Source organism: Streptomyces inusitatus, from assembly GCF_014651115.1.
Classification (GTDB): Bacteria; Actinomycetota; Actinomycetes; order Streptomycetales; family Streptomycetaceae; genus Streptomyces; species Streptomyces amakusaensis.
Window position 1 is genome coordinate 491,859 of the sequence record NZ_BMWG01000001.1, and the last position, 19,149, is coordinate 511,007.

The window sequence follows — 19,149 nt, forward strand, 5'->3', positions numbered from 1 at the left end:
GCCGGCCGGCCGGGGGACGCCTCCCGGGGTCACCGGACCAGGACCCCACGCAAGCCCCGAAGTTCACCATATGCAGAATGTCGGTATGGCGATAACAAACGTGCCGAAGACGGCGACAATCGACGACGCCGAGCTGGTCAGCCGTGCCCTGGCCCTTGCCTTCGACGATGACCCGATGATGCGCTGGTTCTTCCCCGACGAGGCTTCGCGCAAGGCCTCGCTGGCCGCTTACTTCACCACGATCTTCACTCGTCAGTACGCCCACAGCGCGGTGTGCGAGGTCACCCCGGCCGCCGCCGCCTTCTGGGTGCCGCCGCAGGCGCAGGCCGTGCCCGACGCGGAGACCATTCAGGAGCTGATGGCCATCCTCGGCGACCGCGCCGGGCTGTTCGGAGAGGCCGTCGAGGCGTCCGCCAAGCACACCCCCTCGGAGCCGCACTGGTTCCTCGCGGTGGTCGGGGCCGACCCCGCCGCGCAGGGCCAGGGGCATGGGGCCGCGCTGCTGCGCTCGGGCCTGGCCAAGGCCGACGCGGAGGGCCTGCCCGCCTATCTGGAGTCCTCCAAGGAGGCCAATCTGCCCTTCTACGAGCACTTCGGCTTCACCGTGCGCGAGCGGATGACGCTCCCGGGCGGCGGCCCCGAGCTGTGGGGCATGTGGCGCGAGGCGCGCCCGGCCGAGGCGCGGGCCTGACCCTCTCCCGAAGCGCGGGCCGGGCCGCCGCCCGGCCCGCTCCCAAGCCCGCCGCCCGGCCCGCTGCCATGTCCTTAAGCCTTGGCGGCCGGCCGGTAGACGCTTACGTTCACACCCGCGTCGCTGGTGACGGAGGAGACCAGTTCGAGCGCCCGGAGCCCGCCGTCGTCCGGGAAGATCGACTTACCGCCGCCGAGCAGCACCGGCATGATGATCAGCCGGAGTTCGTCGACCAGGCCCTCGCTCAGCAGCGTACGCACCAGTGTGGGGCTGCCCATGACCACCAGATCGCCGCCGTCGCGCTCACGCAGCTCGCGGACGCCCGCCACCAGCTCGTCGCCGGGGATCAGCGTGGTGTTCCACGTCAGATCCGACTCCCCCAGCGTCCGGGAGACGACGTACTTCGGAAGCGCGTTCAACTTGTCGGCGAAGGGGTCCCCGGCCCGCTCGGGCCACGCCCCGGCCATCGTCCGCCAGGTGCGCCGCCCGAACAGCAGCGCACCGGCGTTGGCCGTCGCGTCGACGAAGGCACCGCCCACGACCTCCGCGTCGAAGAACGGGTGCGACCAGCCACCGTGCGCGAACCCGCCGTCGTCGTCCTCGCCCTGTCCGCCGGGGGCCTGCACGACGCCGTCCAGGCTGATGAACTCGCTGATGAGGATGCGCATGAGGGTCTCACTTCTTCTCGTTCACGATGGCTGTACGACAGGAAAGACCGCCGCAGGCGTCAAAGGTCATCGGAATACACCGATCGCGCCACCGTGATCCGCGCCACACACCCGTCCGGACGGCTTTCAGGATCCGCCGCGACGGCGGCATCCGCCAGTCCGCAGCGGCTCGCGAGCAGCCGTGACCGGATTCCGGGTGCGCCCGCGCCGTACCCCGTGATACCCCATCGGGGTGGACGACATCACGACCCCCAGGCTCATACTGCACCCCCTCACCCGCGCCGAGGCCGAGCGGCTGGCCGCCGGAGCGCCCGGTCCCGGCGAGGAGTGGACGGACGGGTATCCGGACGAGGGCGACCGGGCCGGGGCGCGGCGCTTCCTCAAGGTCTGGGCCGAGGAGGGCGACCCCCGGCCGTTCGGGGCGTACGAGATCCGGCGCCGGGCGGACGGGCGGGCGATCGGCGGGGTGGGCTTCCACCGGCCGCCGGACGGGCGGGGCTCGGTGACGATCGGTTACGGCCTGATCCCGTCGGCGCGGGGCGAGGGGTACGCGTCCGAGGCGGTGCGGGCGCTGCTGGAGCTGGCGCGGGGGCTGGGCGTCGTACGGGTGGAGGCGGACACCGATCTGGACAACATCGGCTCGCGGCGGGTGCTGGAGGCGGTGGGGATGCGGCAGGTGGCCGAGGACGGCGAGCTGCGGTTCTACCGGATCGAGCGGCTGTCCTGACCCCGGCCGCCGCCCGCTGCCGAAACGCCGAAGGGCCCCGCCGGGCGAAGTGCTCGCCGGACGGGGCCCAGAAGTCGGTGAGAGAGCGTCAGCGGGTGAAGGTGAAGTACTTCCAGGAGCCGTACGCGGTCGAGTTGACCGTGTCGCCGGAGCCGCCGTTGATGTACGCGGAACGCATCCGCAGCCGCTCGCCGACCGTGCGCTCGACGGTGTACCAGACCTTGGAGAGACCGGACGGGTCCAGGTCGAAGTACATGTCGCCCATGCTGTACCAGTCGCCCCGGTACTGGTACTCCACGGTCATCCGCTGCTTGCGGCCCTGGTAGCTGTTCATCCGGGTGTCGAAGCGCGGTTCCTTGGACTTCTTGAAGTGGTAGTACGTCTGGCTGCCGAGCCTGCCCGTCTTGTAGTGGCCGACCACCGTCGTGGACACCTTGGCGCGGGTGCCGACCCAGGTCTTCGCCGACGCGGACGAGGTGCGGGAGTCGCCGTCGTACACGGCCGTGACGGTCGTGTCGCGGGTGAGCTTCACCTTGACGGAGATCTTGCCGCTGCCGTTGACCTTGCCGGTCTTGACGAGCTTGCGGCCCTTGCCGTCCCCGGCCGGGTCCGCGTACAGCTTCACCGTGCGGTTCTTGTAGGTCTTGCCCAGCTTCGCGGTGAAGTTGACCGTGTTGTCGTAGTCGTAGATCTTGTTGTTCTTGTCCAGGGAGAGGGTCGCCCTGGAGCGCGAGACGTCGACCTTGTCCGAGGCGCTCGCCCCGGCGTGGTCCTTGCCGCCCGCGTAGCTCACCTTGTAGGTGACCCTGCCGCCGGAGTACGGGGTGTCGTTGAAGGAGTAGGACCCGTTCCCGGCGACCTTCTTCCTGCCGAGCGACTTGCCCTTGGGGGACTCCGCGTCGGTCCGTACGACGGAGACCTCGGTGCCCGCCGGGAACGCCAGGGTCGCGGTCAGCTTGCCGCTGACCTTGAGGGACTTGCCCCGGGTGGCCTTCGCGGGGGCGCTGACCGTGAGCTTCGGGAGCGCCTTGGCGGGGGCGTCCATGGTCCGCAGCGAGAAGGCGTCGCCGGAGTTGACGCTCACCGCGAAGAGCCGGCCACCGGACGTCTCCCAGGCGAGGCCGCCGGGGACGAGGGTGTCGCCGCCGCTGTGGCCGCCCGTGTTCGGGAAGTCGTACTGCCGTACCGACGTGGCGGAGCCGGACCGGTAGACGAAGACATCGGGGTCGTACCAGGCGAACGCGCCCACGGCGAGCGTGCCGCCGGGGGCGACGGCCACCGAGTTCGCACCGTACGAGCTGGTGTACTTGCCGGACTGGGTCAGATCCGAGGTCTTCCAGGCCAGCAGGGCATTGCCGCCGGTCGCGGTGACGAGCCTGCCGCCGTCCGGGGTGATCTCGGCGTCGGCGGTGCTGCTGCCGCTCTTGCCCAGGGCGGTCCGGGTCAGGGTGTCACCCGCGATGGAGTACGTCTCCAGGACGCCCGACGACGACCGTGTGTCGACGGCGACCAGCGTGTCCGGGGCCCCGGGCGCGCTCTTCAGCAGCGGCGCGCCGACCATGGTGGATTCGGCGTGCTGACGGCCGAGCGTGACGACGGGCTCCGCCCCGGCCCCGGCCCCGGAGATGTCCAGCAGGCCGATGTCCCCGCCGTAGCCGAACCAGATCTTGTCGCCCACGACCGCGAGGTGCTGGGGGTCGGTGCCCTCGCCGATCGGGTAGCGGGCGGTCTGGGTGACCGAGCGCGTCTCGACGGAGACGATCGAGTCGTCGCCGGGGACCGCCGCGTACAGCTGACGGGAGTCGCCGGAGAGGGCCAGACCCTGCACACCGGGCAGATGGGCGACGGTGGCGACGACCTTGCCCGCGTAGTCGGTGGCGACGATCTTGCCGGAGACCGGGTCGGAGACGAAGACGCGCCTGTGGACACTGTCCACGACGACATCGACCACGGACTTCACCGGCAGCACCTTGGCGGAGTCGGCCGCGGCCGTTCCCGCGGCGCCCGCGACGAGGGCGGCGGAGCTGAAAAGGACCGCGAGCGCCGTCGCGGTCGCCGTCGCGGTAGAGATGCTGCGCCTGCGCACAGTGACTGGTACCCCCACAAGGAATCGCGTGAGAACGCGAGGAAGTGCGCCGCGCGACACCCGTGATGAAGTGCCGATGACGGCTCCCGGGGCGCGGCCTGTGGGGGGAGCGTAAGGCATGTTCATGCCCCATCACACCGCAATAGCCTGCAACGATGTCATTACGGAGATCCAGGGCGGCAGTTCGGGGGCCCTCCGGGCGGATGTTCCGTCAGCGCGGTCCGGCCGCCGGGCGGTTGCCTTGGGTACGGGGTGGTACGAGGCTGTTCCGCCGGGGTGGGTTCCGCCGGGGGTGCGGTGACAGGGGAGCCGGTGGATCGTTGGACCGGGGGCGGGTGCGGGCAGCCCTGCGGCGCATCGCGAGAATTCATCCACACCCTGTGGACAACTTTCCCGCGCAACCGCCCCTCTTGAGCTAGAACGATCGCTCTATCCGGTGTGCTACGGTCTCTCTCCATCGCTAAATAGAGCGTTCGTTTTAGGAGGTCCATATGTCCGGTACCACCCCTCAGCCCGTCACCGTCGTCGGACTCGGCCCCATGGGCCGGGCGATGGTCACCGCCCTCCTCGACCGGGGACACGAGGTCACCGTCTGGAACCGCACCGCCTCCCGGGCGGACGGACTGGTCGAGCGCGGCGCGGTCCTCGCGAAGAGCGTGGTGGACGCGCTCGCCGCGAACGAGCTGGTGATCCTCAGCCTGACCGACTACGCGGCGATGCGTCAGCTCCTGGAGCCGGCCCCGGCCGCCGGGGCGCTCGCGGGCCGGGTGGTCGTCAATCTCAGCTCCGACACCCCGGAGGAGACCCGGGCGGGCGCGGAGTGGATAAGCCGGCAGGGCGCGGTGATGATCGCCGGAGGGGTCACCGTGCCGCCGTCCGGCATCGGCCGCCCGGAGTCCTCGTCCTTCTACAGCGGCCCGCGCGAACCCTTCGAACGCCACCGGGCGACGCTGGAATCCCTGACCGGCACCGACTACCGGGGCGAGGACCCGGGGCTCGCGGCCCTGATGTACCAGATCGGCATGGGCATGTTCTGGACCTCGATGCTGAGTTACTGGCAGGCGGTCGCCCTCGCCGACGCCAACGGGCTGAGCGCGAAGGACATCCTCCCGCACGCCGAGTCCACCATGAACGCGATGCCGGGCTTCCTCCGCTTCTACGCGGAGCGCGTCGACGCGGGCGACCACGGCGGGGACGTGGACCGGCTCGCCATGGGCGAGGCGAGCGTCGAACACGTCCTGCACACCATGTCCGACGCGGGCGTCGACACCGCCCTCCCGGCCGCGGTGGCCGCCCTCTTCCGGCGCGGCACGGCCGCCGGGCACGGGGCGGACAGCTTCTCCAGTCTGGTGGAGCTGCTGAAGAAGCCGTCGCCCTGAGACTCGGCCCAGGGACCCAGGGACCCAGGGCCCAACGGGTCACCTCTCGCAGCGGATGTCGCCCTCCGGACGCTCTCCCGTGGTCAGGAACCCGGTCACCGTCCGGTCGGCGCAGGCGTTGCCCACCCCCAGATAGACCCCGTGCCCGCCGGCGTCGACGGAGACCATCCGGGCCCGGCGGCCCAGCGCCTCGCGCAGCTTCACCGCGCCGAAGTGCGGGGTCGCCGGGTCGCGGAGGTTCTGGACCACCAGGATGTTGGACGGCCCCTCGGAGGTGATCCGGGTGGGCTTCTCGGCGGGGGCCCGCCAGAAGGAGCAGGGCAGGATGTTCGCGGGCATCCCCGCCGTGAGCGGGTAGCGGGCCCGGTCGGCGCTCACCGCGCGCTGATACGCCGGGACCGAGGCGGGCCAGCGGATGTCATTGCAGATGACGGCCGTCGCGACGGCCGCGTCCTCGTCCGACATGGGGTTGACCAGCGCCCCCGGCAGTACGGGAACACGCTCCGGATCCCGGGCGTCCCGCACCAGCCGGGCGAACGACTCGAAGGCCCCGTCGCTGTAGAGCGCCGAGTGCAGGGCCTGCCGCAGGGCGTTCCCGGTGAGCGGCGTATTCGGAGTCGTCGTCTCCTTCGGCCTGCGGTCCAGCTCCGCCGCCAGCCCGAGCACCAGCGGACGCACCTCCTCCGCCCGCTCCGCCAGCCGCAGCCCCGCCTCCCGCGCCGGGTCGGACGCCCACGCGGCGAAGTCGGGGAAACGGTCCTCCACCGCGCGCCCGGTGTTGGTCATCCACTTCTGCGCGACCTTCCGGTGGTCCGGGTCCCCACCGCTGTCGAGGACCCAGCGGTCGGTGCGGTCCGGGTACTTCTGCGCGTACAGCGCCCCCACGTACACACCGTAGGAGTGCGCCCACGCCGACAGCTTCTCCGCCCCGAGCGCCTGCCGGAACCGCTCGATGTCCCGCACCTGATTCGCGCTGCTGAAGCTGAACAGCTCGGCCCCGCCGTGCTCCTCGCACGCCTGCGCCGCCCGCCGCGAGCGGGCCACGGTCTCCTCGATGCCGCCGTCGGCGCCGGGCCACGGACGGAAGTTGGCCAGCATCCGATCGTCCGCCGGCAGCCGGCAGCTCGCCCTCGTACTCCGGCCCACCCCGCGCGGATCCAGCGACACCAGGTCGTACGCCCCGTCCGTCTCCGCCCGCAGCGCCGCCCCCTTCTGCCCCAGCCGCTGCACTCCCGAGCCCCCCGGGCCCCCGGCCAGCACCAACAGCACCCCGCGCCGCGCCTGTGGCCGCTCACTCCTCAGCCGCGACACCCCGATCGTCATCCGCCGCCCGTCCGGCTTCGCGTAGTCCACCGGCACCGACAGCGAGGCGCACTCCTGATCCCCCGGCCCGTCCTTCTGCGCACACGGCGTCCACCGCAGCGCCCCCGCCGCCGCCCCGGCCCGCACTTCGGATACCGCGGCCCCCGTACCCGTACCGGTACCTGTACCTGAGAGCACCGCCGCGACAGCGGAGGCGGAGAGAGCGAGAGCGACGCTGCTGGTCGGTAAATTCATCATGCCTCCAGGCTCGTCCACCCGGCCGCCCCGGCCCATCCGGCGGGCTGTACACCCTGAGTGGGGACAACCCCCGGGCGGGCCGGGCGGCCGGGCGGCCGGTGGCCGGCGGTCAGCGACCGGCGGACTGCCAGAGCGTCATGGTCAGGGCGGCGCAGGAGGTGAGCGCGGCCAGGGAGGGCAGCGGCCAGCGGGAGCGTTCCAGGGCGTCGAGACGGTCCTCGTGGTCGCCGAGGGTCTTGTCGGTCTGGTCGGCGCGCTGGAGGAGGAGCGCCAGATCGCCGCGGGTGGTGGCGAAGCCGACGTCCACGGCGCGGCGCAGCCGTTCGAGTTCGATGGCGACGCCTTCGGCCTCACTGGGATTCATGGGCGTCCTCCTCCTTCTCCTTCCGGCCTCGCAGCCAGGGCGGCAGCACCCGCTCCACCGCCGGTACGGACATCAGCCGGCTGACCGCCCCGGCGACCGCGATCAGCGCGGCGAGCGCCGGCAGATCGGCGACTCCGGGGTCGTCGGCGAGCAGGGGAAGGGCGGCGAACAGGGCGAAGAGGACCTGGACGGCGGTGCGCAGCGCTCTGCGCGTAGGTTCGTTCATGGTGGTGCCTCCGCGGTCAGGCGTGTGGGTGGTTCATCTGTTCAGTTCAGTGGGTTCAGGAGGTACGGGGGACTCTCAGCCGGTCCCAACTGGCGCGGCCGGGGACCCCGTCCGCGTCGGAGCCCGCGTAGCCCAGCTTGCGCTGCCAGGCCGCGTACGAGACCCGGTCGGCATCGCCCCACCGGGGGCCGGGACCGATCGTGTACCGGCCGCAGCCCTCGGCGACCAGCCGCCGCCCGACCTCCGTGATCAGCGGGCTGCGGCGGCCCGGGACGAAGAAGGCCGCCCCGGGGAACGGCTCGTACACCGGCTTCCGCACCGGGCGGTCGGCGCGCAGCCGGGTGGCGACCCGGCCGCGCATCTCCGTCATCGAGAAGGACGGGTCGATCTTGCGCCTGGTCCACTCCTTGTGGGCGACGACGCTCTCGGCGGACCAGCCGTGCGCCCGGCAGACGGCGGCCGAGACCCGTTCGGCGGCGTCGAGCTGGACGGCGGGGTAGGGGTCGCGGCCGTCTCCCAGGTTCTCTATCTCGAACCCGTAGAAGTGCGCGTTGCCGTCGACGGCGTCCGGCCCCGGCCGGGCCGGCGCCCTCGCGCCCGCGCGCACGGCCGCGAGCAGGGCCGCCGAGCCGTCCCCCGCGTGGTTGGTGCGCCCGTGCCCGAGCAGATGGACCGTACCGTCCTTGCTGATCAGGCCGATGCACAGTGGCCCGGGGAGGCTCTGGGTGCCGTTGCGGCACAGTGCGAGGCTGTCGCGCCCGGCGGTGTGGTGCAGCATCACTCCATGCACCGGGCCCCAACGGCCCTTGTGGTTGCGGTTGCGGGTCTTCCATTCGGGGTGTTCGCGAACGCGGACGCCTTCGTCGCGCAGGGCGCGGACGAAGGCGTCGGCGGTCAGGGGTGTGGCCATGGGTGACGGCCTCCTGAGTGGGTGTCGGGCGGGTGGCTCTACGGGATGGGGTCGATCCGGAGGTAGCGGGAGTCGAAGTAGGCGGTGTTGCCGGTGACGCTCGACCGGTAGGCGGCGGTGGCCGTGAGGACCGTGCCGACGGCCAGCCCGGTGACCAGGAACTGGGTGGCCACCGAGGTCCGGCCGGTGTGGGGGGACGCCGCGGCCTGGGCGTCGGCGGCGGCGTTCACCACCGTCCCGGCGGCGTTGCGGAGATTGACCCCCATGAAGGCGATGGCCGAGGCCGCCGAGCAGCGGGTGTAGCTGCCGACCCCGATGACGACCTGCCCCGAGGCGGGCACGGTGAAGCTCGCCGTGAGCGCACCGCCGGCGGAGTTCGCCAGGGTCTCGGTGTAGGTGAGGGAGGTGGTGTCCCCGTCGTCCAGGTTCGCCCGGAAGACCGGGACGGGCGCGACCGGCACCCACGCGGATCCGGTGTAGTACATCAGCCTGCCCGGATTCCCGATCCAGGCGATCATCCCGGCGGCCGGGGCAGTCACCTTGGCATCGCGGGCGGCGGCGTCGGCGAACCGCAGGACCGTCCGGCCGTCGGCGGCCTCCGCGAGGCTCTTGAGATGGGCGGGCAGATCGGCGGGGTCGGTCGGCTGGGGATAGGGCAGCGCGCTCAGGGGTGTGTACTGGATGGTCATACGGGTTCGCCCTCCTTGGGGATCTCGGTGCCGTACGGCGGGGTGACTGTCGAAGCGGTGGGTTCGGCGGCGCCGGGCTCGGGCTGAGCGGGCGTTACGGGCGGGGGCGGGGTTCCCGGCTCCACCACCACTGTCATCGGTGTGGAGTGGCCTCTGTCGGGGTACTCGGGTGCGGTGCTCCGCTGCTCAGACACCGGTGTTCTCCTTCACCTCGCGCCAGGTCCCCCTGGCCGCCAGCAGCGCCGCCAGCGTCGGATACGCCGTACTCACCGACGCGTAGCTCGCGAAGAGATCCGGCGGGGGCGGGGCCACCGGCCCGTCCGGGGTCAGACCGGCGTCGGTGGGCACACCGTTGGAGCGGGTGCCGCGCAGACTGAGCGTCTGCTGCACACCGCCGTCGCCGCCCGCCGTCGTGCTGATGCCGACGACCCAGGCGAGGGTGTCGAGAGCCGCCCCGCCGGAGTCCTGGATCCGCACCACATCGCCGAGCTGCACCCGGGGGTCGTAGAGCACCTGCACATCGCCCATGACCGGCACCGGATACTCGCCCGCCGCGCGCATCGCGTTGGCGAGCTGCTGCGCGGCACGGGAGTCCTGCACCCACTCGTCGGCCTCGGCGTAGAACTCCTGCCGCCCGTAGAAGCGCTCACTGGCGCTGCCCGGCCGATAGGAGACGGACTGCCGCTCCACCGGTTCACGGCTCGGCTTGAGGGAGACAATGCGGATGGAAGGCTTGCCGTCCCTGGTGATGGTGTAGAGCCGCCGTGAGGTGCGGTTGGTGAGCCGCAGGACGACGTACCCCTCCTCACGGCGGATCAGCGCGTCCACCGCTCCCTTGACGGCGAACGCCCCTCCCGCGAAGAAGGTCGCGACCCGGAACGACGATCCATAGGTGTGGACCGAGTCGTCGTCCGTGTCCGGCGGACCGATGTCCAGCTCTTCCTCCGCGAAGGTGTACGAGACGGTGAGCGAGCCGTACGGCGGGATCTCCCGGATCTCGGTGTCGTTGACCACGGCGCCTTCGACAATCCCCACCGTCGACCAGTCCTTGAAGGGCTGCACGCAGTAGTTGCGGCAGGCGTCGATCTCCTCGGTGAGCGTCAGCGAGGCGATGTCCCGCACGGTCGTCAGGGTCAGATCCGGCGAGGTCGGCACGGTCGCGAAGCGCGTGAAATTACGCCAGCGGAACATGCCGCGCTCGTCGATCTCGGCCGTCGACAGACTGGCCTTGGCTATCTGGGTGATCGCCTCCCACTGGGAACCCGACACCTTCGGAATCACCATCAGCGGCAGGATCGGATCGTCGAGCGTGGCCGTCTTGGTCCAGGCGCCGGTGTGCGCGAACTCCTCCGCGGTGGGAATCGCCGGCAGCCCCGCCGTGACCTGGAGGCCCTCGGCCGCCATGGAGGTCACCAGCCGGACCTTCCGCAGCTCGGACGAGACCTGCTGGCCGAAACCGGGGGTCATCGGGGTCGCCGTGCCGACGAAGTGGGTACCGTCGGGAGCGGTCAGCCGGGGATGGACTATTGGCTGCACGGTGCTGCCCGAGGCGGTCAGATCGAAGAACGCGCCGAAATGCCACACCCCCCGCTGAGCCTTCATCGCGGCGCCCCATTGGCTCCACACCCAGGTCCCCCCCGGAGTGGCGGAGTTCTCGGAGCCGACGGTGACCGTGCCCGCGACGAAATCCACCTCGACGAAGAGCGTGCCGGTGGCGGTCCCGGAACGGTTCAGCTCCAGCTCTATCCGTGCCGTGTCCCCCGTCCCGAGCGCGGTGTTCACCCACACCTCGGCGAACAGCCGGCTGCCGGGGCAGGTCACCCTGGAGCGCGGGAACCAGGACATCGTCACGCCCTTGCCCCCCGGCGGCGTACCCCTGGGCACCAGCGCCATCTCATGCGGCGCCCCGCTCCTCGTCCAGGTGTAGTGACTCGGATCGGGCAGATCCTCCGGCATCCCGTACGGGGTGGCGAAGCCGCCGTGCAGGGTGGCGTGCACCAGCGACAGCGGCTGATCCGGCTGGAACTCCGGGGCGCGCGGCGGCGGCGAACTGTAAATGCCCGCCTGGCGCAGCAGCTCGTCCACGCACCAGGTGGCGGTGGCCACCGGCCGCCGCCACCACAGCCCGGTGTACGGACGCGGAAGCTGCGCCGGACCGCGCAGCCGCTCCGCGCCGTCCAGCGCGGACAGTTCCACGGTGTCCGAGCCGGACGCCGCCGACCTGTTGCGCAGCGTGCCGCGGAAGGCGGGCAGCGCGCCGCCGCCCCCGACCCCCGCCTCATGGACCACCGACTGGCCGGGCCGCGCCGCATCGCCACTGGCGCGCTGCGCCCACGGCGAATACAGCTCGGGCGAGGACTTGCCGCCCGTACCCGACAGCTGAAGCTGGAACTGGGCGGCGGAGCTTCCCGCGAAGGCGCGCATCGCCTCCGGCAGATCGGTCGCGTAGGACCGCTCCACCTGCCAGGACTGCACCTGCGCGGAGACGTCCCGGCCGCCGAGCCGGGTGGTGTGGGTGGCCGTCCGCTCCCCGGCGGCGAGCGCGGCCTTGGTGGTGTCGTCAGCCGGTTGCACTGGACACCTCCACCAGATCGAGACTGATGGAACGGTAGGGCTGCGGGCGGGCCGGTGCGTCGCTGTAGCCGGTGATGCCCATCGGCGGCATCCCGTCACCGGGAACGTCCTGCTCGGCCGGGCCTCCGTACGTCAGACAGGCCCCGGCGAGCGAGTAGGTGCCGATCACCCCGGGGGCCGCGCAGGGGGTGGCGAACGCGGCCTCGGCCGGGACGGTGGCCGTGACCAGCGGGCCATCGGCGCTGACGGTCGACAGATAGGTGCCGTCCGCCTTCTTGAAGTCGACCTGCGCCGTGGCCGTGGGCAGCGCCGCGAAGGCCGCCGGGGCGTGGAAGGAGATGCGCATACCGGGCGCCACCGGGAAGTTCGACCAGGTACGGGCCCGCCAGGCGAGCTTGCCCGTGGCGTCGGTCGCGGTGAAGGAGAAGGTGCCGGGCACCGTCGCCGACTCCACCACCGTGCCGGTGACCGACACCTTGAACCACTGGTTCATCCCCGCCTGGCCCGGGTCTCCCTTCCCCGCCGCCTGCCGCGGATCCAGCACATTCCCCGCCGCCGGGTCCACCAGCACCAGCGGCCCCGACCCGTCGAGCCGCCGTGCCAGCCGGTCCAGCAGCCGCGCGTGGCGGGGGGCCAACAGCTCCCAGCCGAGTTTGACCCTCCGTACGGCCGAGGGGTTACGGGTCAGCGTGACCCGTCCGCCCAGCGCCTTGAACTCGTTGATTCCCAGCTCGGCGGAGCGGTCGAAGCTCTTGGCCGCCTGATCGATCTCGTGCAGGGCACCAGGTGTTCCGATCCAGAGGTTGCCCATGGGTTTCACCTCGTCTCATGTCTTTGTCAGCTCTTCGTCAGCTCATGACGAGAGCCGGCCGCGGGGGCATGCGGCCGGCTCTCAGGGATGTTCGGGTTCGGATGACTAGCGGCGGGCGAGCTGTCGCTGCCCCATGAAGACCGCCCGAGCGATCGTCTGACTGTCCACCTTCACCAGCACCGGCCGATCCGCGAGCTTCTCCACCGCGACGGCCAGCCTGCGCAGCTCAGGCCCCGAACCCATCATTCCGCCGAGCTTGCTCAGCGGGATCACTGCCTCCGCCTCGCCCGCCTCGGCGACGAGCGCGAGCGTGCCGCCGGAGCGCGGCTGGACGATGCCGCCCTCGGCGAGCTTGGGAACCGGGATGGTCGGGATGCTGAAGCCGAACTTCTTGCCACCGATGACCGGAACCCAGTCCGGCACCGAGAACTTGATCTTGTTCATCGCCCCGATGAGGATATTGAGCCCCGTCACCACCATCCGGGTCGGGAACAGCATCATGTTCCCGATGTCCTTGAGCAGCGGCCCGAGGAACCTGCCGGCTGCGGAGGCGGCGTCGCTGATGCCCTTGAAAGCGGATCTGAGGCCGCTCATCACAGCCTTGCCGATCTTCTCCAGATCGACGAACTTCAGGATCAGCGGCGCCAGCAGCGCCATGATCAGACCGAGCGGGTTGGCCGCCATCACAAGGTTGAGCCCTCGCTGAGCGACGGAGGCTCCCCGTGCGCCCCTGCTGAAGTTGCCCATCGCCTTGTCACCGCGATCGGCGTTCTTCCCCGCGTTCCCCACGGACTTCTCGACCGCGTCCGCCTGCGTCTTGACCCCCCGCAGTGCCGTCCTCGCGCGGTTCGCCGAGCTGCGCAGCCGGTCCAGCGAAGACCGGAACCGGTCGGATCCGGTCCGGGCCTGGCCCAGGGAGGTATTCGCGCCTCGCACACCGGTGTTGAGCCTGCCGACGGCACTCGCACTGTTGGTCGACGCGGTACGGATCCTGCCGATGGAGGTACCGGCGCTGTTGGAGGTGGTGCGGAGACGGCCTATGGAAGTGTTGGCCTGATTCGCGGATGTCCTGACCCGGTTGACGGCACCGGACGCGGTCCCGGAGTTGCGCTGGAGGCTGCCGAGGCCGGAGCCTGCGTTGTTCGCGGTGGTGCGGAGACGACCGACGGAGGTGTTGGCGTTGTTCGCGGAACTCTGGATCCGGCCGACCGCGCCGGCGGCAGAGCCAGCGTTGCGCTGAAGGGTACTGAGGCCGGAACCGGCGTTGTTCGCATTGGTACGGAGGCGGCCGAGATGGCCGACCACCGTGCCGAGTTTCTGGTTGAGAGACATGGATCACTCCTGAGGAGAGAAAAGGGTCCGGCCTGCTTCAGATGGCGATCCCCAAATCGCGCAGTCGGCGTGTAAGGAGGTCGATAGAGGTCGATGCCTCGTCCGCGGTTCTTCGGATACTCCGGATCTGAGGCGTCCGCTGGGCATCGGTGTTGCGCATTGCGGTCTTGTCGGCCTTCAGACCCAGCTTCCTGTTCATCTCCCTGGCCAGATCGGTGATGCGAGTATGCGCCCGATTGGTCACCCCACGATCACGAGTTATAGCATTTCGATTGCTAACGATGTCCGCCTGTGCTTTGTCGAGGTCCGAGCGGAGCCTCTCTGGATTCCGACGGGCCCTCCTGTCCTGAATTTCATTGATAATGTTGTAATCGAAGCTGTACAGCTTCACAGCAGCAGAGACGCCGGTCAATTCCGCAGTGCCGCCATTCAATGCCCCCGTGGCACCATAGGCGGTGCCGACATTCCCGACAGCCTCGTATTTCCCCTCACCGTGTTCCGCTTTATGCTCAAAGGCCTCAACGGGAAAATCCTCTTTCGGCTTATTCACCTCCTTGTCCAATTTGGTCACCTTGGAGCTCAGCGACTCAATCCCCATACTGGCTTTGAGGGAGCTGATGAAATCCTGGTTCTCCGATTTCTTATCAGCGTCCGAGTTCAGGAAGAGATCCGCCCTGACCTTGTCGAGGAACTCCTTGGAGCCGGTGTACTCGCGTATCTCTTTATTGATGTTCGACATGGATGTTCACCTCTGCTTCTTGCGGTGGGTGATCCCGGCGCGAAAGACTCCGGACGACTACCGGAGGAGGGGCTGATGGAGGTAACCGGATGGGGCGCACGAGAGGTACGGATCCCCCCGGGGCTGGCAGGCCGTGTTGTGGTCGAAGCCACCGGGGGGCTGATCAACCCGCACTTCTGGCTCGTCGCGGACATCGCGTCGAAACAGGGCACCCGAGAGGAGAAGCTCTTCATACTCGGTGGGTGGCCCTGGGAGAAGGGACGACCGCAGGCCCTGATCGACCCGTCGTCGCTCGGGAATATCCGCATAAAGGCACCCGAGGGAAGCTGGGTCAGCCGTTGGAAACTGACGTTCCGCAAACCCGAGGAAGTCGAGCTGGTGACGGCCGAGAGCCGAGGCACCGGAAGCCGGATCCTGCGGACCCCTGACCGGCCCGGTTCGGTCACCGTCAAGTTCGGCAAGGCCGGAGGCCGGCTGTACCAGGGCCTTGGCAGCCGGAAGAATACCGAGCCGCTGGCCGGGCACTACGGCCCGATGACCCATACGGTCGAGGTGGCCGCCAACAGTTTCCTGACCGTACGGGACGGCAGCGGTGACTGGGGCCCGATGATGCCCTGGACGCTCCACTGGACCGCGTCGGACTGACCCTGTGGTGCCGCGAGTCCGGTCAGGGGCTTGAGGGTTCCACTCGCTCGTACGGCGTCGGCGTCGGCAGCGGCGTCGCCCCGTCACCGATCGCCGCCTCCGGTGCTCCGACCGGCACCTGGGGCGGGTCGCGCAGCAGGAGGTAGCCGGGGAGGAGTTCGGCCAGGCGGCGGGCGAGGGTTTCGAGCTGTTCGTTGGTCATGGTGGTGCTCTCCTGGTGGGGGATGGGGTCAGGCGACGGAGCCGGAGACGGGCGGGTCCGGGGTGAGGCCGGTGTCGGTCGGGACGCCGTTGTAGGTGGCGCCGCGGAGGGTCAGGGTCTGTTTGACGGCCTGGCCCTCGGCCTCGGTCTTGATGCCGACGACCCAGGCGAGGGAGTCGAGGACCGCGCCGGTGGTGTCCTTGACCCGGACGACGTCGCCGAGCTGGATGCGGGGGTCGGCGAGGATCTCCACGTCCTGGAGGAGTGGGACGGGGTAGACCCCGGCGGCGCGCAGGGCTTCGGCGATCTCGCGCGCGGCGCGGCTGTCCTGGACCCAGCCCTCCGGGTCGTGCTCGTAGAGCTGGACGCCGTAGTGGCCCTGGCTGATCGTGTTCCAGGCGGAGTACCAGTGCTTGCCGGGGCCGCCGTCCCCGGACACGGTCGGTGCGAGCATGTCCATGGAGCGTGCGCCGCCGCGCAGCCAGACCGTGGAGCTGCTGCGGTTGCGCATGGTGACCGTGACGGCGCCGTCGGAGATGACCGTGCCGACCTCGACCGCTCCATGGACGTTGGCCGCCGTGTCGCTGTCGGCGTTCCTGAAGCTGATGCAGCCGGGGAGGGCGTCGACGTAGGTCTCGGGCGGCCAGCAGTCGTACTCGTCGTCGCCCCTGCCGAAGACGAGAGTGCCCGTGGTGCCGGCCGGGATGCTCAGCCTGGCCGTGCTGATCTTGGATTTGGCGATTTTGTTGACGGAGACGTTCTCCCAGTTGTCCCACGTCACCGAGCAGTAGTTGCGGCAGGCGTCGATCTCCTCCGTCACCGTGAGCGAGGCCAGTTCGCGGGCCGAGGTCACGGTGAGGTGTGAGGTCGTGGGCGCGTTGGCCCAGCGGCTGCGGTTGCGCCAGCGGAAGATGCCGTTGCCGTCGAACTCGGCGGTGGACAGGGTGGCACGGGCGATGGCGGTGATGGCTTCCCACGCGGTGCCGGAGACGGCCGGGATGACCCGCAGCCCGGTGTCGGGCGGATCGAGGGCCGCCGTCTTCGTCCAGCGTCCCTCCTGAAGGATGTCGGCCGGGGTGCTGGGCACGGTGGTCAGCGACGAGACCTGAAGGCCCTCCACCCGCAGATTGCCGAGCCGCAGGATGACATTGCCCAGATGCGAGGCCGCCACCGCCCCGGCCACCGTGCCCGGGGTGCAGTGGATTCCATTGCCGTCCGGGTAGCGCACCCGGGCCTCGAAGGTGGGCACCCCGGCGCTGGAGAACTTCAGCCAGAAGCCGATGTGCCAGCGGCCGGACTGGGTGGTCAGTGCGGGAACGGTCCAGACGATGCTGCCGTTGCCCGTGGGCACCTTGTCCTTGCCGCTGAAGGCCTGGAGCTCACCCTTGGTGAAGTCGACTCGGACGGTGGTGTAGTGCGGGGTGAGGTTGGCCGGCGTCCAGGACAGGGTCAGATCGAGCTGGCGGGTGCCACCGGCGGAACCGGTGTTGTCGAACCACGCCTCGGCCCACAGCCCGTCGCCGAGACGGTTCACGGGCCGTACCGAGGGGATGTACTCGGCGGAGGCGAGCCCCGAGGCGGGGCCCTGCACGGCCGCCTCCCAGGGCGCGTTGGTCTTGGTCCACTTGGTCCAGTCGCCGGACAGCGCGGTCAGATAGCCGATGTTGGCGGCGGCCCCGCCGTGCAGGGAGGCGTAGAGAATGCTGGTCGGGCGGGGCGGCGGGCAGGTGTGGATGCCCGCGTTGCGCAGCAGATGGTCGACGCACCAGGTGGGGCTGGCCGTCCAGTTGTTCGCCAGGCTCGGGCCGTACGGCGCGTCCGCGTCGATGCCGCCGGAGGGGCGGGGCAGCCGGGCGGGCATCCGCAGTCGTTCCGCGCCGTCGAGCGCGGTGAGGGAGACCGCCTCGCCGCCCGACTGGGCCGAGCGGGACCGTACCGTGCCCCGGAACTGCGGCAGGGCGGAGCCGGCCAGTCCCCAGTCCATGGTGACGGACTGGCGGGGCCGGATCACATCGCCGGTGGCGCGCGGCGCCCACGGTCCGTAGAGAGCGGGACCGGACACTCCGCCCCTGCCGCCGAGGGTGAGTTCCAGCTGGGCGCTGGAGGAGCCGGAGAAGGCGCGCATCGCGTCGGGGAGGTCGGTGGCATAGCTCTGGTCCAGGGACCACGAGCTGACCTGCGGGCCCAGCTCCCTGCCGCCCAGCCGGACCCGGTGGTCGGCGGAGCGTTCGCCGTCCTGGAGGGCTTTTGTGAGAGAGGGATCAGCCGGTTGCATGAGCCACCTCCACCAGCTCCAGGCTCACATCACGGGAGTTGAGCATTCCGGGGCGCACGGTCTGGCCGTAATCGGTGACGCTGTACAGGCCGGTGCCCTCGCCCGCCGGCAGCGACGGCGCGGCGTCCCACAGCACGAGGGAGCCCGCGCCGATCGGAGTGGGGGTGGTGACGGCCGAGGCGAAGACCCAGGGCCGCACGTAGACGGCGCCCGCCGGGGCGCGCATCGCCGAGAGGTTGGTGCCCGAGATCAGCGTGCCCGCCGCATCGAGGAAGTCCACCCCGGAGAACTCGATCTTGCTGAAGGAGGTGGTGAACACGGCTGTCTGACCGGGGGTGACGGGGAATCCCGGCTTGCCGTCACCGGGCACCCAGACGAAGGTTCCGCTGCCGGGGATGGTGACCTGGGCCGCGCCGCCCGCCTCGCTGAGGGTCGCGCCGGCCAGCGCCTGCCACTGGGCCAGGGGCGCGAGGCCCTGCTGCTGGGTCGTCGAGAACGCCTGCCGGTTCGCCAGCCGGAGCGAGGCGTCCTCGGGGGCGGCCGGCCGGAGTATCGATTCGCCGACGGGGATGTCCCGGCAGGACCGGTTGAACTTCACCGCCGGTCGGACATACGCGATGTCGGGCGGGACGGTGACGGTCATCGGGCGGTCCATGGTGCTTGTCCAGTTGAGCCCGGTCGAGGTGCCGCCGTCCGCCTTGATCCAGTAGAGCCTCTGCTGGTGCGCGGTGGTCGCGAGCGAGGGAGCCCACCAGGTGATCCGGGTGCCGGGGACGACCGGATAGCCGTAGCCCGCGTTGGGCCCGTAGTAGACGAAGGTGGTGATCTCGTCCGGCTGGTTGACGGTGACGGTGACGGGGTCGTACGCCCCGGTTCCCCCGCCGATGGTGACCGGGGGCGCCCCGAACCACAGCGAGGTGCCGTAGCCCCCGCGTACCCCCTTGGCCTGGCTCGGCAGCAGCCAGTTCGCCGAGGCCGGGTCGATCACCGCGACCGGCCCGGGGCCGTCCACCCGGCGGGCGAGCCGGTCGAGGTGGGCGAGGTCGTCGGGGAGCATGTTCTGCCAGGCGAGCTTGAGACGGCGGGGCCGGATCGGCGGGGTCCAGGTGGTGATGCCTCCGGCGAGGGAGCGGAATTCGGTGGTACCGGACTGGGGGGACCGGTCGAAGGTGGTGGCGGCTTCCTTGAACGCCCGGAGATGCCCCGGGCGTCCGATCCACATGGTCATGTGCGTATGTCCTCTGTCCTTTTCTGGCGCTGCCTGGCGTGGC

The 19,149-nt window shown here is 70.5% G+C and carries 19 protein-coding genes; 4 read left to right on the plus strand and 15 right to left on the minus strand.

Translation table 11 applies throughout. From position 1 onward, the window contains the following. The first annotated feature begins 85 nt into the window (after positions 1-85). Positions 86-691 carry a GNAT family N-acetyltransferase gene (locus IE247_RS02180; RefSeq protein WP_190121093.1) on the plus strand — a complete coding sequence of 202 codons (606 nt, stop codon included), beginning with the start codon at positions 86-88 and terminating at the stop codon, positions 689-691. 74 nt (positions 692-765) lie between these two features. Here IE247_RS02180 and IE247_RS02185 read toward each other — a convergent pair whose 3' ends face one another. Continuing rightward, complete coding sequence (locus IE247_RS02185) at positions 766-1,359, minus strand: dihydrofolate reductase family protein (RefSeq protein ID WP_190121094.1); 594 nt, start codon at positions 1,357-1,359, stop codon at positions 766-768. A 232-nt stretch (positions 1,360-1,591) separates the two neighbouring features. Here IE247_RS02185 and IE247_RS02190 point away from each other — a divergent pair, with 232 nt between their 5' ends. Further along, complete coding sequence (locus IE247_RS02190; protein WP_190121095.1) at positions 1,592-2,086, plus strand: GNAT family N-acetyltransferase; 495 nt, start codon at positions 1,592-1,594, stop codon at positions 2,084-2,086. 88 nt (positions 2,087-2,174) lie between these two features. Here IE247_RS02190 and IE247_RS02195 read toward each other — a convergent pair whose 3' ends face one another. After that, a complete protein-coding gene (locus IE247_RS02195) occupies positions 2,175-4,172 on the minus strand; it encodes a YncE family protein (RefSeq protein WP_190121096.1) in 1,998 nt (665 codons plus the stop codon). A gap of 491 nt (positions 4,173-4,663) precedes the next feature. On the opposite strand from IE247_RS02195, the gene IE247_RS02200 reads away from it, so the two are divergent. Next, positions 4,664-5,551 (plus strand): NAD(P)-dependent oxidoreductase, encoded by an 888-nt coding sequence (locus IE247_RS02200; RefSeq protein ID WP_190121097.1) that lies wholly within the window; start codon positions 4,664-4,666, stop codon positions 5,549-5,551. Between the two features lie 39 nt (positions 5,552-5,590). On the opposite strand, the gene IE247_RS02205 is transcribed toward IE247_RS02200, so the two are convergent. The 10 genes from IE247_RS02205 to IE247_RS02250 all read right to left on the minus strand — a co-directional run bounded on the left by IE247_RS02205 (position 5,591) and on the right by IE247_RS02250 (position 14,756). After that, a complete protein-coding gene (locus IE247_RS02205; RefSeq protein ID WP_373305487.1) occupies positions 5,591-7,111 on the minus strand; it encodes an alpha/beta hydrolase in 1,521 nt (506 codons plus the stop codon). Between the two features lie 109 nt (positions 7,112-7,220). Continuing rightward, positions 7,221-7,475: a hypothetical protein gene (locus IE247_RS02210; protein ID WP_190121098.1), complete on the minus strand. Its 255-nt coding sequence runs from the start codon at positions 7,473-7,475 to the stop codon at positions 7,221-7,223. Next, positions 7,462-7,701 carry a hypothetical protein gene (locus IE247_RS02215; protein WP_190121099.1) on the minus strand — a complete coding sequence of 80 codons (240 nt, stop codon included), beginning with the start codon at positions 7,699-7,701 and terminating at the stop codon, positions 7,462-7,464. Before IE247_RS02215 ends, IE247_RS02210 begins: the two co-directional genes overlap by 14 nt. 55 nt (positions 7,702-7,756) lie before the next feature. Then, positions 7,757-8,611 carry a peptidoglycan-binding protein gene (locus IE247_RS02220; protein WP_190121100.1) on the minus strand — a complete coding sequence of 285 codons (855 nt, stop codon included), beginning with the start codon at positions 8,609-8,611 and terminating at the stop codon, positions 7,757-7,759. Between the two features lie 38 nt (positions 8,612-8,649). After that, positions 8,650-9,300 carry a hypothetical protein gene (locus tag IE247_RS02225; protein ID WP_190121101.1) on the minus strand — a complete coding sequence of 217 codons (651 nt, stop codon included), beginning with the start codon at positions 9,298-9,300 and terminating at the stop codon, positions 8,650-8,652. Next, a complete protein-coding gene (locus tag IE247_RS02230; protein WP_190121102.1) occupies positions 9,297-9,494 on the minus strand; it encodes a hypothetical protein in 198 nt (65 codons plus the stop codon). Before IE247_RS02230 ends, IE247_RS02225 begins: the two co-directional genes overlap by 4 nt. Continuing rightward, complete coding sequence (locus tag IE247_RS02235) at positions 9,487-11,874, minus strand: hypothetical protein (RefSeq protein ID WP_190121103.1); 2,388 nt, start codon at positions 11,872-11,874, stop codon at positions 9,487-9,489. The genes IE247_RS02230 and IE247_RS02235 overlap by 8 nt, the downstream gene beginning before the upstream one ends. Then, positions 11,861-12,685: a hypothetical protein gene (locus tag IE247_RS02240; RefSeq protein ID WP_190121104.1), complete on the minus strand. Its 825-nt coding sequence runs from the start codon at positions 12,683-12,685 to the stop codon at positions 11,861-11,863. Before IE247_RS02240 ends, IE247_RS02235 begins: the two co-directional genes overlap by 14 nt. A 105-nt stretch (positions 12,686-12,790) precedes the next feature. Beyond that, entirely contained in the window at positions 12,791-14,017 is a 1,227-nt protein-coding gene (locus tag IE247_RS02245; RefSeq protein ID WP_229868488.1) for a hypothetical protein, read from the minus strand. A 37-nt stretch (positions 14,018-14,054) separates the two neighbouring features. After that, positions 14,055-14,756 (minus strand): hypothetical protein, encoded by a 702-nt coding sequence (locus IE247_RS02250; RefSeq protein ID WP_190121105.1) that lies wholly within the window; start codon positions 14,754-14,756, stop codon positions 14,055-14,057. 75 nt (positions 14,757-14,831) lie between these two features. Between IE247_RS02250 and IE247_RS02255 the strand changes: the two genes are divergently transcribed. Further along, positions 14,832-15,401 (plus strand): hypothetical protein, encoded by a 570-nt coding sequence (locus tag IE247_RS02255; protein WP_190121106.1) that lies wholly within the window; start codon positions 14,832-14,834, stop codon positions 15,399-15,401. A 22-nt stretch (positions 15,402-15,423) separates the two neighbouring features. Here the strand turns inward: IE247_RS02255 and IE247_RS02260 are convergent, their stop codons facing one another. From IE247_RS02260 to IE247_RS02270, 3 genes are read right to left on the minus strand one after another with little or no spacing between them, the layout of a single operon-like run. Continuing rightward, complete coding sequence (locus tag IE247_RS02260) at positions 15,424-15,603, minus strand: hypothetical protein (protein WP_190121107.1); 180 nt, start codon at positions 15,601-15,603, stop codon at positions 15,424-15,426. Between the two features lie 28 nt (positions 15,604-15,631). Then, a complete protein-coding gene (locus tag IE247_RS02265) occupies positions 15,632-17,878 on the minus strand; it encodes a hypothetical protein (RefSeq protein ID WP_190121108.1) in 2,247 nt (748 codons plus the stop codon). Continuing rightward, positions 17,865-19,106, minus strand: coding sequence for a hypothetical protein (locus IE247_RS02270; RefSeq protein ID WP_190121109.1), 1,242 nt, complete (start codon positions 19,104-19,106; stop codon positions 17,865-17,867). The genes IE247_RS02265 and IE247_RS02270 overlap by 14 nt, the downstream gene beginning before the upstream one ends. Positions 19,107-19,149: the final 43 nt, after the last annotated feature.